The sequence below is a fragment of the Flavobacterium calami genome, from assembly GCF_038290035.1.
Taxonomy (GTDB): Bacteria; Bacteroidota; Bacteroidia; order Flavobacteriales; family Flavobacteriaceae; genus Flavobacterium; species Flavobacterium calami.
The window spans coordinates 33,330-47,664 of the sequence record NZ_JBBYHS010000027.1; the positions used below are offsets into that span (position 1 = coordinate 33,330).

Here is a 14,335-nt window from a genome sequence, read left to right on the forward strand (position 1 = left end):
ACCATGATAGATGAAATTACAAGATACTCTGATGCAGATTTAGCAGAGTTCAAAGAAATAATTCAGGCAAAAATTAAAAAAGCACAAGAAGATCTTGATTTGATCAAAAGTGCCTATATGAACGATTTGAATAACGGAACTGACGATACTTCTCCAACTTTTAAAGCTTTTGAAGAAGGAAGTGAGACCATGTCAAAAGAAGCAAACTCTCAGTTGGCTATCAGACAAGAGAAATTCATTCGTGACTTAAAAAATGCTTTATTCCGTGTAGAAAACAAAACTTACGGTATCTGCAAAGTAACAGGTAAATTAATTGGTAAGGAAAGGCTTAAAATCGTTCCTCATGCAACAATGAGTATCGAAGCTAAAAACTTGCAGAAATAATATAGAAATTTCTATTTTAGATAAAAGAAACGCTCCTTGTAGGGGCGTTTTTTGATTTAATTGTTATTTTTGCGACACTAAAATTCAAAAAATGTCATTAAGAAAAGCATATCTCCTTATATTTCTAATATTATTAATAGATCAGGTTTCTAAGATCTATGTAAAAACGAACTTTGTATTAGGTGAAGAAGTCCAGGTTTTTAATTGGTTCAGGATACATTTTATTGAAAATGAGGGAATGGCATGGGGAACTAAGATTCCTGGTGAATACGGAAAGTTAATTTTAACTGTATTTAGAATTTTTGCTGTTTTCGGGATTGGATATTGGCTTTACGATTCTGTAAAAAAACACGCTTCTTCTTATTTGGTTGTAGCGATTGCGCTTATTTTGGCAGGTGCTGCAGGCAATATACTGGACTCTGTTTTTTATGGAGTTATTTTTGACAGCAGTTATAACAATCTGGCAACTCCTTTTGCTTCAGAACCATACGGGACATGGTTTCATGGTTTAGTGGTAGATATGTTTTATTTTCCTATCTGGAAAGGTCATCTGCCTGGCTGGATACCATTGTTTGGAGGAAAAGAATTTGAGTTTTTTAACGCCATCTTCAATGTCGCTGATATTGCGATTTCTACAGGGGTTGGGATTTTGCTGGTTTTTAATAAAAAAGCTTTTCCGAAGTACGAATAATCAATTTAAAATTTTTGAAATTCCAATAGCTGTTGCAATTAAAACTGATGTTGGAATTTGGAATTTTGCATTAATTGGGTTTTAAATATTTATTGGTTATTTTTACCTTATTAAAATCAAACTTATGCAAAGCCCGTCTTTTTCTATTTATGATGCTTCTGCAGGTTCAGGAAAGACTTATACTTTAGTAAAAGAATATCTTAAAATTATTCTTTCTTCTCCCAAAAATGATGCTTATCGAAATATTCTGGCAATAACTTTTACCAATAAAGCTGTTCATGAAATGAAAAGCCGTATTGTTGGGAGTTTGTCTGAATTTACGAAAGACAATCCATCAGCAAAAGCTAACGATTTGATGGAAGACTTGTCTTGTGAAACGGGCCTTTCGGTAATTCAAATTAAAACAAAATCCCAAAATATTATTAAGCATCTTATCCATAATTATGCTGCTTTTGATATTTCTACTATTGATAAATTTACGCATAAAGTTATCCGGGCTTTTGCACATGATCTGAATTTGCCCATGACTTTTGAGGTGACTCTGGATACGGAAAATTTGTTAATTGAAGCGGTTGATGCCATTATTGCTCAGGCTGGGCAGGATGAAACTTTGACAAAACTGCTTGTCGATTTTACGATGGAAAAAACTGACGATGATAAAAGTTGGGATGTTTCACGGGAAATTCTTGAAACAGGCAGATTGGTTTTGAATGAAAATAACCGGAATGAGATTTTGCATTTTCATGATAAATCGATTGAAGAATTTGTCGAAATCAAAAAGAAAATGGCAATTTTATGTGCCGATTTAGAAAAAGAAAACGCTGATTTTGCGATAGAAGCTCTCGCTCTGATTGATAAAAACGGAATTGATTTGAAATCGTTCTCAAGAGGAACTTTTCCGAATCATTTAGAAAGTATCAGGGATGGTAAATTCAATCCGAGGAATAAAACTTTTCATGAATTTGAGGATGTTGCTATCAATAAAACAGCAAAAGACCGAGGGTTTATTGAAGATATTATTCCAGAACTACTTCAGATATTAGCAAAGGTTTATAAAAATTTTGAAAAGAGAGATTTTTATAAAGCTTTTTTAAAAAATATAACACCTCTTTCTTTGTTGAATACAGTTAGTAATGAACTGGCTAAAATTCAGTCTGAACAAAATATTTTGTCAATTTCAGAATTCAATGCGATTATTCATCGTGAAATTCAAAACCAGCCGGCGCCTTTTATTTATGAGCGTTTGGGTGAGCGTTATCGTCATTTCTTTATTGACGAGTTTCAGGATACTTCAGAAATGCAGTGGCAAAATTTAATTCCACTTATCGATAATGCGCTTTCCGGGCAGGATGATTTCGGTAATAAAGGAACTTTGATGATTGTTGGAGATCCAAAACAGTCTATTTATCGCTGGAGAGGCGGAAAGGCAGAGCAGTTTATCGAATTAAGTAAAGATGTAAATCCATTTAATAATCCGGATAAAGTAATTAAACATTTAGATACAAATTATCGAAGCTATAGCGAGGTTATTGATTTTAATAATGCTTTTTTTAAGCTAATTTCGACTGAGTTTTCGAATGAAGATTATAAGAATTTGTATGAAAATCATAGTTTTCAGAATTCAAATTCCAAAAAAGGCGGGTATGTCAATATTTCTTTTCTTCCGGTAATTGAAAAGAATGATTTTGCTGATGAAGAAGATGTGGCTGAGAAAACAGATTTGTACGTTCTGGCTACACTGAATACAATTCAGAAAGTGATTCGTGAAGGTTTTGAATATAAAGATATTGTAATTCTAACCAGAAAAAGAGATCAGGGAATCGCAATTGCCAATTACCTCACCGAACAAAATATCCCAATTCTGTCATCAGAAACCTTGATGATTCAAAATGCAACTGAGGTACGTCTAATTATTCATTTGCTAAAATATCTCAATAATAGCATTGATTTGGAAGCAAAAGCAAACTTCCTGCATTTTTTAGGAAATACAAAGGAGATTGAAATGCCAATTCATGATTTTATTGCAGAAGGAATGAATCAGAGGCTTGAAAATGATTTTGAAAAATGGCTTTTGACTTTTGACGTTTCGCTTTCTTTTCAAAATATTCGAAAAAAATCATTGTATGAAGCGGTAGAAATTATCATTTCAAAATTTATTTTTCCTTTGGACGGAAATGCCTATGTGCAATATTTTCTTGATATTGTTTTAGAACGGGATATTCGCAATCAGGCCGGTATAGCCGATTTTTTATCTTACTGGGATAAAAATGGAGAGAAATTCAGTATTCCATCTCCGGAAGGGAAAAATGCGGTCAGGATTATGACTATTCATAAATCAAAAGGATTGGAATTTCCTGTTGTAATTATGCCTTTTGCAGAAGAGGATTATAATAGAAAACCAAAAGATAAGTTGTGGCTTGATGCCGAAGACGAAGGTTTAGGTGTGCCAAAAGCATTGATTGATAATAGTAGTGCAGTAGAAGGTTTTGGAGAAAGCGCATCGGTTGTTTTTAATTTGAAAAAGCAGGAGGAGTTGCTGGATAATATTAATGTTTTGTATGTGGCTCTCACACGTGCGGAGGAGCAATTATATGTTATCTCGCAATCATTGAAAGAAAGAAAAGATGGAGATTTTCCAAATAATATGGCTTCATTTTTTGTTAAATATTTAATTCATAAAGGTATTTACGACCCTGAGAGACTGGAATATGAATTTGGAAACAAGCTGAAACTTTTAGTCTCAGATAAGATATTGGATCAGGTAAAAACAATTCCGATAGTTTCAGAAGTTTTAAATCCAAAAAATATAAAAATTGCCCAGCGGGAGGCTTTAATGTGGGGTACTTATCAACAGGATGCTATTTCTTATGGAAATATAATTCATGAAATTTTGGCTTTTGTAAAAGACAGATCGGATATTGATCTTGCGATTACCAAAGCAATAGAAAACGGATTGATAGCCTTTAGTCAAAAAGAAATTGTTTCGAAATCACTATCTGAAATTGTAAATCATCCTGAAATTAGTGTTTGTTTTGACGGGGAAAATATGATTTTGAACGAGCAGGCAATTATTCAGAAAGAAGGCAAAACATTAAAGCCGGACAGAGTTGTTTTGACAAAAGATAAAGAAGCTTATTTGCTGGATTATAAAACAGGAGCAAGAAATCCTAAATATGTACAGCAAATTCATGAATATCAAAATGCTATTGAAGAATTAGGATACAAAGTGTTAAAAAGAGCTTTAGTGTATATAGGAACTGATATTGATGTGGTAAATTTGTGATAAAATTAATCAGATGTTAAAATAAACAGAAGTGTGTAACTTGTTAATTTTTAACATATTAAAAGGATAAAAATGTACGGAAAAATTAAAGAATATCTGCTGGATGAATTGCAGGCTATTGAAGAAAACGGGATTTTTAAAAAAGAACGTATTATCACTTCGGCACAGGGTGCAGAAATTACTATTTCGACCGGAGAAACTGTTTTAAACTTTTGTGCTAATAATTATTTAGGGCTTTCTTCTCATCCTGAAGTTGTACAGGCGGCCAAAGACGCAATGGATACGCATGGGTTCGGGATGTCGTCAGTGCGTTTCATTTGTGGTACTCAGGATATTCATAAAACATTGGAAAAAAAAATTGCCAACTTTTATGGAACAGAAGATACGATTCTTTATGCTGCTGCTTTTGATGCGAATGGAGGTGTTTTTGAACCATTATTAGGGGAAAATGATGCTATTATTTCAGACAGTTTAAATCATGCTTCCATTATTGATGGGGTACGCTTGTGTAAAGCGGCACGTTATCGTTATGAAAATAACAACATGGAAGATTTGGAGCAGCAATTAATTAAGGCAAATGAGGCTGGAGCTCGTTTTAAACTGATTGTTACTGATGGAGTTTTTTCTATGGACGGTTTAGTGGCTCCGTTGGATAAAATCTGTGATTTAGCTGATAAATATGATGCTTTAGTGATGGTAGATGAATGTCACGCTGCGGGATTCATTGGTGCAACGGGAAAAGGGACACTTGAAGCAAAAGGCGTTATGGGAAGGGTCGATATTATAACTGGAACACTGGGTAAAGCTCTCGGTGGTGCAATGGGAGGCTACACCACGGCTAAAAAAGAAATTATTGAATTATTGCGTCAGCGCTCAAGACCATATTTGTTTTCGAATTCATTAGCACCTGCTATTGTTGGGGCCTCTATAAAAGTATTTGAGCTTTTGGAAAAAGATACTTCCTTAAGAGATAAATTAGAATGGAATACCAATTATTTTAAGGACGGCATGAAAAAAGCGGGTTTTGACATTGTAGACGGAGACTCAGCGATCGTACCAGTTATGCTGTATGATGCGAAATTATCCCAAACTATGGCTAATGAACTTTTAAAACAAGGAATTTATGTAATCGGATTTTTTTATCCGGTTGTACCGAAAGAAAAAGCTAGAATTAGGGTTCAGTTGTCTGCGGCGCATTCAAAAGAACATTTGGATAAAGCCATTGGCGCTTTTACATTGGTTGGGAAAATGTTAAAAGTTATATAATTGCCATTTTATTCAATTTTTGTAGGTTTTTTTTAACATTACATTTTGTATTTAAAAAATTAGGTGTTACTTTTGTCTGTAATTAACTAAATTGTAATTAAAAAAAATAAGTATGAAACATCTTAACAAACTTTTTGTTGCTGTGTTAATGGCTATGGGTTTAAATGCCCAAGCACAAGACAGTAACAACCCGTGGGCGATCTCTTTTGGGGTTAATGCCGTAGATACCAGAACAAGTTCTGGTTCAGGAAGTGGTTTCTTTGATCAACACTTTTCTCAATTATTTGCTGTAAAAGATAACTGGAATATTCTTCCTTCTCTATCTTACATTGGTGTAAACAGATATGTAGGTCATGGATTTTCTGTTGGTTTACAAGGTTCTGTGAATAAAATTGATAAATATGTTGTTTTTGATCCATCTAATCCAGATCATGACTCAAGAGGGAATGTTGTTTATAATCCAGGGGATTTAATGTATTATGGAATTGATGCTACTATCAAATATAGCTTCCAGGAATTAATCAAATCTAAAGTGGTTGATCCATCGTTATCTGTTGGTGGAGGTTATACTTTCTTTGGAGATAGTAGTTTTGGAACTGTTAATCCAGGTCTTGGTGTGACTTTCTGGTTTACAGATGCTATTGGTCTTGAGTTAGCTTCAAGATATAAATGGGCTGTAAGTGGAGACAGAGAAGATGCAAATGGTGAGCCGGATAACGTTTCTCATTTCCAGCATACTGCAGGTTTAGTATTTAAATTCGGAGGTAAAGATACAGACGGAGACGGAATCTACGATAAAGATGATGCTTGTCCGGATGTTGCTGGTTTAAAACAATTCAACGGTTGTCCTGATACTGACGGTGACGGAATCGTTGATGCTTCTGATGCTTGTCCAGATGTATTTGGTTTAGCTGCATTAAACGGATGTCCTGATACAGACGGAGACGGAATCGCTGATAAAGATGATGCTTGTCCAGATGTTGCTGGTTTAGCTGCTTTAAAAGGTTGTCCTGATACAGATGGAGACGGAATCGCAGATAAAGATGATAAATGTCCTACAGTTGCAGGTCCAAGAGAAAATGGTGGTTGTCCATTCTTAGATGCTGACAAAGATGGTGTAGCTGATAAAGATGATGACTGTCCTACTGTAGCTGGTCCAGCTAGTAACAGAGGTTGTCCTGAAGTAACTACAGAAGCTTTAGAAGAACTTAAAGTTCAGGCAAGAGCGGTTTATTTCAATACAGGAAAGGCTACTTTCAAAACAGGAGATAAAGAAACTCAGGCAAGATTAGATGCTATCAAACAAATTCTTATCAACTATCCAAATGCTAAATTCAGCATTGAAGGACATACAGATAGCACAGGTTCAGCTAAAATCAACCAAAAACTTTCTGAAGAAAGAGCTGCTGCTGTTAAAAATGCTTTAATTGAAAGAGGTGTTAATCCAGAAAACTTAGAGTCTAAAGGATTTGGAGCTTCTCAGCCAGTTGCAAGTAACAAAACTGCTGCAGGTAAAGCACAAAACAGAAGAACTGAAATTAGACACGTAGGTTCTAAATACGAAGGTAAATTGTAATTTACTTTTAAAATAAATAACAGAAAGCCATTCTTAATTGAATGGCTTTTTTTATTTTTATCAAATGATAAATACTTCTTTTCTGGGTAAAATTGCTATTTCTGTCCTTCAAGATTATTCTGAAAGGTTAATTGATCTTACTATTGTCCTGCCTAATAAAAGGGCAAAAGTGTTTTTGATTGAAGCATTAAAGAATCAGGCAAATCAAACAATTATTTGCCCTAATATTATTTCGGTTGAGGATTTTGTACAACAAATCGCTTTTGTTCGTTCTGTCGATTCCGTTGAGCTGTTATTTGAGTTTTATGAAGTGTATCTTTCAATAACAGACAAACAAAATCAGCAGCCATTTGAACTGTTTGCTAATTGGGCAAAAATGCTTCTTCAGGATTTTAACGAAATTGATCGTTATCTTTTAGATCCATCTCATGTTTTGTCTTATCTGAAAGATATTGAAGATATTAAAAGGTGGGGGATTGAAGTGGAGGACAAGACAAAACTTATTGAAAAATATATTGATTTTTGGAAACTTCTGCCAATATATTATGATGCTTTATATCAATATCTGCTGAATAAAGGTATCGGTTATCAGGGGCTTATTTATCGGGAAGCAGTAAATAATCTTAATCATTTTTCGGATACTAATTCAGGTAAATTATTTGTTTTTGCTGGTTTTAATGCATTAAATGCTGCTGAAGAAAAAATAGTGCAGCATCTTTTAGCTTTGGATCAGGCTAAAATTTATTGGGATGCCGATCAAACCTTTTTGAATGATCTATATCACGATTCAGGACTTTTCCTAAGACGTTTTAAGGAAAGCTGGAAACATTATAAAACAAATCCTTTTGAATGGATAGTAAATGATTTTTCTCAGTCTAAAAATATCAGTGTTATTGGTACTCCCAAAACTATTGGGCAGGCAAAACTAGCGGGAAGTATTATTGAAAATATTATTAAGGATGACCCTGTTACAGCACTCGACAAAGTTGCTGTTGTGTTGGGAGAAGAGAATTTATTGCTGCCAGTTTTGTATTCATTGCCTGATGCTGTAGGGGCATTAAATATTACTATGGGGTTTTCTGGTAAAAACAATCCTTCTCAAATTTTGATTGCAAAATTGTTCAGGATGCATAGTAATGCAATTTCCAGAAATAATGCAGCTTATGTTTTGTATTATAAAGATGTATTAGAAATCCTGACTCATCCTTTGATTCAGCCTTATGCAAAAACAAGTCAGCTGGTTAAAATTATAAAGGAAAATAACTATACTTTTATTTCGCATTCTAAATTAAACGAACTGAATTTAAACCCTTCTGGGTTATTTGATTTGCTGTTTCAAAAATGGGATAGTGGAGCTTTGGCTGTTCTGGAAAATATTTCGGCACTTTTACTTTTGATAAAAGAGAATTTCAGTAATGATAATGAGGAAGAAAAAATAGCTAAAACTTTTCTTTTTTCTGTTTTCAAGGTAATTAATCAATTGATTAGTTATTATTCTAAATATCGCCATATTGATGATATTCAGACTTTGCATGCAATTTACAAACAAGTTGTCGATGTGGCTGAAGTATCATTTGAAGGAGAGCCTTTAAAAGGACTACAAATTATGGGGGTTTTAGAAAGCCGTGTCTTGGATTTTGATACCGTAATTATTACTTCAATGAATGAAGGAAAGTTTCCGGCTGGTAAATCTCAAAATTCTTTTATTCCGTATGATGTAAAAAAAGAGCTTGGTTTGCCAACTTTTAAGGAAAAAGATGCTATTTATACCTATCATTTTTATCATCTGCTGCAGAGAGCTAAGAATATTTATCTGATTTACAATACTGAAAACGATGGATTAGATGCTGGTGAACGCAGTCGTTTTATTACACAGCTGGAAGTGGAGAAACAGCCAAATCATAATTTAACATTTGATATTTACAATCCTGTTTTGCCTGCGACTGCTTATGAGCCAATGGTAATTCTGAAATCTGAGGCTATTATGGACAGATTGCGGGAAATTGCTTTATTGGGTTTTTCTCCCTCTGCATTGACAAGTTATATTCGGAATCCAATTGATTTTTATTTTCAAAAAATCCTTAAAATTAGAGAGGTAGAGGAGGTAGAGGAGAATATTGCTTTAAACACCTTAGGAACTATTATTCATGAGGTTTTAAAGGCGCTTTATGAGCCGTTTGTAGGTAAAATTATTTCGGAAACAGATCTTTTAAATTGTTTTAAATTGTTAGATGACGAGGTTCTTAAACAATTTAAATTGGTTTATAAGGAAGGTGAAATCAAAAAAGGAAGAAATTTACTTGCTTTTGAAGTGGCAAAACGAAATGTTTCTAATTTTTTGAAAATGGAATTAGAAGAGGTTCGTAATGGCGATACAATTAAAATTATAGCTTTAGAGAAAACATTTGAACGATTTTTAGAGCATCCTGATTTGCCTCTTCCAGTTTTAATAAAAGGAAATGTTGACAGGATTGAATTGCGAAATGGAAAGATAAGAATTGTCGATTATAAGACCGGGAAAGTCGAAAAAACCAATGTAATACTCAAATCATGGAAGGGGTTGACACAAGAGATTAAAAATGATAAAATTATCCAGGTTCTGGCTTATGCTTTTATGTTTGAAAAGGAAGCTGTTGATTTACCTATTGAAGCCGGAATAGTCTCTTTTAAAAATTTAAAATCGGGTTTTATGCCTTTTGGTTTCAAAGAAGATAAGGATTTGTCTACTACAATTAGTAATGATATTTTGGCAAGTTATCTGGAAGAAATAGTCTTGCTTCTGACCGAAATTTTTGATCCAAATATCTCTTTTGAAGAAAAGATAAAATAATTTTGATATACATAGGAAAAAAGCTTCGATTATAATTTTGTATAATCGAAGCTTTTTCGTTTAGCTAAATATTTTTTTGAAAAACCCTTTTTTGGGTTCTTGAGTATTGGAATTGTTTATAGGTCCGTTTTCAAAACGAAATCTTCTAAACTTCATCAATTTTACATTTAAGTCAAAGCGTAATTCGTCGACAGTTTTCATAATACAATTTTCTGCAAATTTAAAAAAAAAACTTATATGAACCCGAATGGCACTGTTATCTTAATTTTTATATTAAATTTTATGAAAAAAAACAGACTTTTTTTAAATAGATTCATTTTTTTTGTTAATTTTTTTTATGCATCTTGTTTTAAAAATCAATAAAAATTAGGGGATAAATAAAAGTTACTCAGATAGTTATAATGACCTTCTTTTTAACATTTGTTTATACGTGGGTTCGTGTTAAAAAAAATAACTTTGGCGCTTCCAAAAACGATTAATTTAACAAAAATGATTGATTTAAATACACTGGTAGAAGAAACCGGTGCAGATTCAGGATTGGTTTTTAGTATAGACGGAGTATTGGTTGAATCTGTTAATCTGGAGTATGATGGAAATGTTGCGGCAATGATCGGAATGATTTTAAAAATGAGTCTTGAAATGTCAGAAGATCTTAATAATGGAGACCTGAAACAATTGATGATTAAAAATGATGATGGAATCGTAGTTGCCAACAAAAATCAGGATGATCAATGCGTTGCTTTGCTTTCTAAGGATTTGAGTAAAATGGGGCTTCTGCTTCGTAAAATGGACACAATTTTTAATAATTAATTTTTAATATATACTATGTCAGATTTTTTACAAAACTTTCAAAACGATTTAAGAGAAAATATTTCCGGTTTTATAGCGGTTTCCGTTACAGAAATAGAAACAGGAATGTCATACAGCTCGCTTTCTGTTGATGCGACTTTTGACCCGGAATTGGCTTCTGCTTATAATTTAGAAGTTGTTAAAGCAAAATTAAATGCAATTAAGGCATTAGGGCTGAATCAAAAAATCAATGATGTTTTAATTACACTTACAGATCAGTTGCATATTATAGATGTATCTGAGGACGGAAAATACTTTATATATTTAGCTGTAGATGCTAAAAAAGCAAATTTAGGATTGACAAGAGCTGTTTTATCAAAATTTAAGAAAGACATAATTTCTAAGTTATAATTTTTGCCCCCAATTAATGAGGAAAAGGCTGTTTCATTTATTTGAACAGCCTTTTTTGATTTTGTTAATTGTTGAAAAACTCCAAAAGTATAGTCTTCAGTTCTTTTTGGTTTTCAATATGGCTCATGTGACCATCTTCAAATGCAATAAGTTTTACAGCTGTATTTTCAATTTGGGAAAGGCTTTCTTCGTAGCTTAATACAGGATCTTTTTTGCCTAAAATCAGCAGTACAGGGAACAATTTTTTTTGCAGTAAATATTGTCTGTCTTTTCTAATTTTCATTCCTTCCAAAGAAGCAATAATTCCTTGTAAGGGAGTTTTTAAAGCCTCAGTTTTCACTTTTTCAATTTCTTCCGCAAGGCGAATTCTATTGTTTTCACTGAATAAATTAGCAATCGCAAGGCTGACAAAGTTGATGTAATTTTGTTTGACTGCTTTAATCGCACGTGTTCTGTTTAGTTTTTTCTCGGCGCTGTCTTCTTTGGAGGTCGAATTCAGTAAAACCAGTTTTTGTGTTTTTTTAGGAAATAATTCGGCGAAAGCCAGAGCAACATAACCACCCATAGAATGTCCAAGAATTGTAGCTCTTTCTATTTTTAAGTTTTCTAAAACTTCATTGACAACCTTTGCATTGTCTTCCATTTCATGAACATAGCCCATAGAGTCAGACTCACCGTGACCTAATAAGTCTATTGTGATTACGCGATAGTTTTCTGAGAAAAGCTCAATGTATTCCTTCCACATTTTTTTGTTTTCCAAAAAGCCGTGAAGCAAAACAATTGCATTTCCTTTTCCTGAATCTGTAAAAGAGATATTGGTGTTTTTATAGAGAATATTTGTCAAAATAATATTTTTATGAAGGTAAAATGCAAAGATAAAAAAGCTAAAACCATATAAGAAATATAAGTTCATTTGAGTTTAAAAATAATGATCGGTTAAGCTTAATGTTTAAATGAACTTATTCTTTTTTAATATAGTAAAAAAACGGCCTCCATTTCTGAAAGCCGTTTCTATAAATTAAAATCGGTTATCACCATCCAAGAGATTTCCTAATCCGCCAAGAAGACTTCCTTCATCTCTACTGTTTCCACCAGATCTTGGTGCTGATGCTATGATGCGGTCTGCTAATCTGGAGAAAGGCAGGGACTGTATATAAACCGTTCCCGGACCTTTTAGGGTAGCATAAAACAAGCCTTCGCCGCCAAAAATAGAATTTTTGATGCCGCCAATAAATTCAATATCATAATCAACATCTTTGGTAAAACCAATAATACAGCCCGTATCGACTTTCAGGACTTCACCGTGAGCTAATTCTTTTTTGGCCATTGTTCCTCCCGAATGCACAAATGCCATACCGTCTCCTTCTATTTTCTGCATGATAAAACCTTCACCACCAAATAAGCCGCGGCCTAATTTCTGAGAGAATTCTATTCCGACAGAAACGCCTTTGGCAGCGCATAAAAAAGAACTTTTTTGACAGATAAATTTACCCTGAAATTGAGTTAAATCAATCGGAAGTATTTTTCCCGGATAGGGCGATGCAAATGAAACTTTACTTTTGGTATAACCCTGATTTAAAAATGCCGTCATAAATAAACTTTCCCCGGTAAGAACTCTTTTTCCGGCATTTAAAAGTTTACCAAACAACCCCGATCCCTGTTGTTGGGAACCATCGCCAAATATGGTTTCCATCTGGATATTGTTTTCCATCATCATAAAACTTCCGGCCTCGGCAATAACAATTTCCTGTGGGTCCAGTTCTATTTCAACATACTGCATTTCTTCTCCAAAAATCTGATAATCTATTTCGTGTGCCTGCATAATTTCTAAGTTTTTTATTTTCAAAATTAGACGAAGTTTGGCTTCGAATGTTACAGTTTTATGTGTTCGTGAATATTTTTTAAAAACATTAACAGCTTTTGTTATTTTAAATTAGTCTTAATTACGTGTTTGTTTGCTGTAAATTATATATTTTTGCACCGTTATAATTTTATCAGAATGGCATTAGTTAGCGATTTGACCACCAATATATTGTTTGAAACCGAAAAGGGATACAGTTATCAATGTGATTTGACCAATAGTATCATCATTAATTTTATTGATACTGTATCAAGTTATAAAATTCATGATTTTTTAATTTTTCAAAGAAAGGTCAATAGTGTCGATATTCTCAATATGCTTTATGACTTGTCTGATCACTCTGATGCACAGCTTATTGAAACTACCAAGAAAAATTTCTCCAGAAATCTTAACATCTGTGAAATAGTACAGCTTAGGGAATTATTAAACGGAACAAAATTTACCCTGAATCTGCATTCTATGCTTTGCAGTATTGCAAATGTTGAGCTAATTTAGATTCTTACTTAGATTAAATCCAAATTTTCAGGCATTTAGAGGTCTTTTCTTTAATTTTTGTAATTTTACACGTATAAAAATTAAAGGTTATGAAAGATTTACTAAGAACAAGCACTTCACTAACTGAAGGCGTAGAAAATATATTAAACTTACAGGCAAAAATAGAAAGTGACGCTTCTAATAAATATTTAGCTATGGCTGCATGGCTGGACAGAAATGGTTATGCTAATACTGCATCGTATTTGTATAAGCAGGCGGAAGAAGAAAGAGAGCATTTTCTGAAAATTTTCAAATTCATTACAGATATGGGAGGGATTGCTGTTACGCCATCTGTGCCTGAAGTTCAGCAGGAATTTGCTTCTTTGAGAGAAGTATTTGAAATTGCTTTGCAAAATGAAATTGCAGTTACTCAGGCAATCAATAAAGTAATCGCAAAATGCAGAGCTGAAAATGACTATGCTACAGAAGATTTTATGATGTGGTATGTGGCTGAACAAAGAGAAGAAGAGAAAAACGCAAGAAGAGCTTTAGAACTTTTTGAACTAATCAACGAAAACGCAGCTGACGGCAAATTCCAATTAGATGTGCAAATAGCAAAAATCGGATAATAAACGGTTTATAAAATTAAAAGAGGCTGTCCTAAAAGTAAGGACAGCCTTTTTTTTGCTGTTTTTAATCTAAAATAGTATCTTAGAGTTGCACAAAAAACGAGCAATGGCTAAAGTAATATTTAAATCGCAATCAATCAA

12 protein-coding genes are annotated in these 14,335 nt (G+C 33.3%); 10 read left to right on the forward strand and 2 right to left on the reverse strand.

Translation table 11 applies throughout. The features are described from left to right. Nucleotides 1-3: 3 nt before the first annotated feature. The 8 genes from AAEO57_RS19675 (at nucleotide 4) to AAEO57_RS19710 (ending at nucleotide 11,230) form a co-directional block, all read left to right on the forward strand. Nucleotides 4-384 carry a TraR/DksA family transcriptional regulator gene (locus tag AAEO57_RS19675; RefSeq protein ID WP_341694739.1) on the forward strand — a complete coding sequence of 127 codons (381 nt, stop codon included), beginning with the start codon at nucleotides 4-6 and terminating at the stop codon, nucleotides 382-384. A gap of 91 nt (nucleotides 385-475) precedes the next feature. After that, on the forward strand, nucleotides 476-1,075 hold the full coding sequence (locus tag AAEO57_RS19680; protein WP_341694740.1) for a lipoprotein signal peptidase: 600 nt from the start codon (nucleotides 476-478) through the stop codon (nucleotides 1,073-1,075). Between the two features lie 124 nt (nucleotides 1,076-1,199). Further along, complete coding sequence (locus tag AAEO57_RS19685) at nucleotides 1,200-4,358, forward strand: UvrD-helicase domain-containing protein (protein ID WP_341694741.1); 3,159 nt, start codon at nucleotides 1,200-1,202, stop codon at nucleotides 4,356-4,358. Between the two features lie 72 nt (nucleotides 4,359-4,430). Continuing rightward, on the forward strand, nucleotides 4,431-5,624 hold the full coding sequence (gene kbl / locus AAEO57_RS19690) for a glycine C-acetyltransferase (protein ID WP_341694742.1): 1,194 nt from the start codon (nucleotides 4,431-4,433) through the stop codon (nucleotides 5,622-5,624). A gap of 112 nt (nucleotides 5,625-5,736) precedes the next feature. Next, entirely contained in the window at nucleotides 5,737-7,200 is a 1,464-nt protein-coding gene (locus AAEO57_RS19695; RefSeq protein ID WP_341694743.1) for an OmpA family protein, read from the forward strand. A gap of 64 nt (nucleotides 7,201-7,264) precedes the next feature. Then, a complete protein-coding gene (locus AAEO57_RS19700) occupies nucleotides 7,265-10,030 on the forward strand; it encodes a PD-(D/E)XK nuclease family protein (protein WP_341694744.1) in 2,766 nt (921 codons plus the stop codon). Nucleotides 10,031-10,468: 438 nt separating this feature from the next. Next, entirely contained in the window at nucleotides 10,469-10,840 is a 372-nt protein-coding gene (locus AAEO57_RS19705) for a roadblock/LC7 domain-containing protein (protein WP_341694745.1), read from the forward strand. Between the two features lie 15 nt (nucleotides 10,841-10,855). Next, nucleotides 10,856-11,230, forward strand: a complete 375-nt coding sequence (locus AAEO57_RS19710; RefSeq protein ID WP_341694746.1) for a hypothetical protein — start codon at nucleotides 10,856-10,858, stop codon at nucleotides 11,228-11,230. A gap of 64 nt (nucleotides 11,231-11,294) precedes the next feature. On the opposite strand, the gene AAEO57_RS19715 is transcribed toward AAEO57_RS19710, so the two are convergent. Together AAEO57_RS19715 and AAEO57_RS19720 are read right to left on the reverse strand one after the other, a co-directional pair. Continuing rightward, nucleotides 11,295-12,074, reverse strand: coding sequence for an alpha/beta fold hydrolase (locus AAEO57_RS19715; RefSeq protein ID WP_341694747.1), 780 nt, complete (start codon nucleotides 12,072-12,074; stop codon nucleotides 11,295-11,297). Between the two features lie 174 nt (nucleotides 12,075-12,248). Further along, nucleotides 12,249-13,052 (reverse strand): TIGR00266 family protein, encoded by an 804-nt coding sequence (locus tag AAEO57_RS19720; RefSeq protein ID WP_341694750.1) that lies wholly within the window; start codon nucleotides 13,050-13,052, stop codon nucleotides 12,249-12,251. 177 nt (nucleotides 13,053-13,229) lie between these two features. On the opposite strand from AAEO57_RS19720, the gene AAEO57_RS19725 reads away from it, so the two are divergent. Both AAEO57_RS19725 and AAEO57_RS19730 read left to right on the forward strand, forming a co-directional pair. Further along, the gene (locus tag AAEO57_RS19725) at nucleotides 13,230-13,586 is read left to right on the forward strand and encodes a hypothetical protein (RefSeq protein WP_341694748.1); all 357 of its coding nucleotides are present in this window, start codon (nucleotides 13,230-13,232) and stop codon (nucleotides 13,584-13,586) included. An 89-nt stretch (nucleotides 13,587-13,675) separates the two neighbouring features. Next, a complete protein-coding gene (locus AAEO57_RS19730) occupies nucleotides 13,676-14,194 on the forward strand; it encodes a ferritin (RefSeq protein WP_341694749.1) in 519 nt (172 codons plus the stop codon). The last annotated feature ends 141 nt before the right edge of the window (nucleotides 14,195-14,335 follow it).

What these genes read in the sequence shown, in the direction of transcription:
- AAEO57_RS19675 (WP_341694739.1), top strand. Translation starts at nt 4, where the DNA reads ATGATAGATGAAATTACAAGATACTCTGATGCAGATTTAGCAGAGTTC.
- AAEO57_RS19680 (WP_341694740.1), top strand. Translation starts at nt 476, where the DNA reads ATGTCATTAAGAAAAGCATATCTCCTTATATTTCTAATATTATTAATA.
- AAEO57_RS19685 (WP_341694741.1), top strand. Translation starts at nt 1,200, where the DNA reads ATGCAAAGCCCGTCTTTTTCTATTTATGATGCTTCTGCAGGTTCAGGA.
- kbl (WP_341694742.1), top strand. Translation starts at nt 4,431, where the DNA reads ATGTACGGAAAAATTAAAGAATATCTGCTGGATGAATTGCAGGCTATT.
- AAEO57_RS19695 (WP_341694743.1), top strand. Translation starts at nt 5,737, where the DNA reads ATGAAACATCTTAACAAACTTTTTGTTGCTGTGTTAATGGCTATGGGT.
- AAEO57_RS19700 (WP_341694744.1), top strand. Translation starts at nt 7,265, where the DNA reads ATGATAAATACTTCTTTTCTGGGTAAAATTGCTATTTCTGTCCTTCAA.
- AAEO57_RS19710 (WP_341694746.1), top strand. Translation starts at nt 10,856, where the DNA reads ATGTCAGATTTTTTACAAAACTTTCAAAACGATTTAAGAGAAAATATT.
- AAEO57_RS19720 (WP_341694750.1), bottom strand. Translation starts at nt 13,052, where the DNA reads ATGCAGGCACACGAAATAGATTATCAGATTTTTGGAGAAGAAATGCAG.
- AAEO57_RS19725 (WP_341694748.1), top strand. Translation starts at nt 13,230, where the DNA reads ATGGCATTAGTTAGCGATTTGACCACCAATATATTGTTTGAAACCGAA.
- AAEO57_RS19730 (WP_341694749.1), top strand. Translation starts at nt 13,676, where the DNA reads ATGAAAGATTTACTAAGAACAAGCACTTCACTAACTGAAGGCGTAGAA.